Source organism: Psychrobacter sp. 1Y4 (assembly GCF_051847555.1).
The window spans coordinates 1-679 of sequence record NZ_JBPYDE010000612.1; the positions used below are offsets into that span (position 1 = coordinate 1).

The 679-nt window shown below is 48.6% G+C and carries 1 protein-coding gene; it reads right to left on the reverse strand.

Translation table 11 applies throughout. The features are described 5' to 3' along the window. Positions 1–679, reverse strand: a 679-nt coding sequence (locus ACS8FC_RS17890; protein ID WP_439297783.1) for an SDR family oxidoreductase, incomplete at both ends; no start/stop codon positions are given.

Consider the following 679-nt stretch of genomic DNA (forward strand, 5'->3'; position numbering starts at 1 on the left):
GCCAAGTAAGCTTTGACCACAAACACGAACGGTGTTGCCATTTAGGCCACCCGAAGCAGGTGAAGCCAACCATGCGATGGTCTCAGCCACGTCAACTGGCAAGCCGCCTTGGCTCATTGAGTTCATACGACGACCAGCTTCGCGAATAGCAAACGGAATTGCTTCCGTCATTTGTGTTTCGATAAATCCTGGTGCTACTGCATTGATGGTCATGCCTTTGGCATTGTCTTCCAACTGTTTGGCAGTCGCATCAACCAAACCAATAACGCCCGCTTTAGAAGTGGCATAATTGGTCTGACCCATGTTACCAGCGATACCTGAAATAGATGACACACATACGATACGGGCATTTTCTTTTAGCACATCATTATCGAGCAAGTAGCGATTCAGTTTAGCAATGCTGCCCAAGTTGATATCGATGACCATGTCCCACTTTTTCTCATCCATTCTCGCCAATGTCTTATCACGAGTCACGCCAGCATTATGAATGACTGAATCCAGACCACCACGCTTTTGCGCCGCATCTGCAATTTCTGCGCCAGCGTCATCGCTAGTGATGTCTACTGTCAATGCAGAGCCACTGATTTCACTGGCAACTTTTTGTAGGTCAGCTTGCTGCTGTGGTACATCAAGACAGATCACATGTGCGCCCTCGCGAGCCAGAACGCGAGCAATTGCT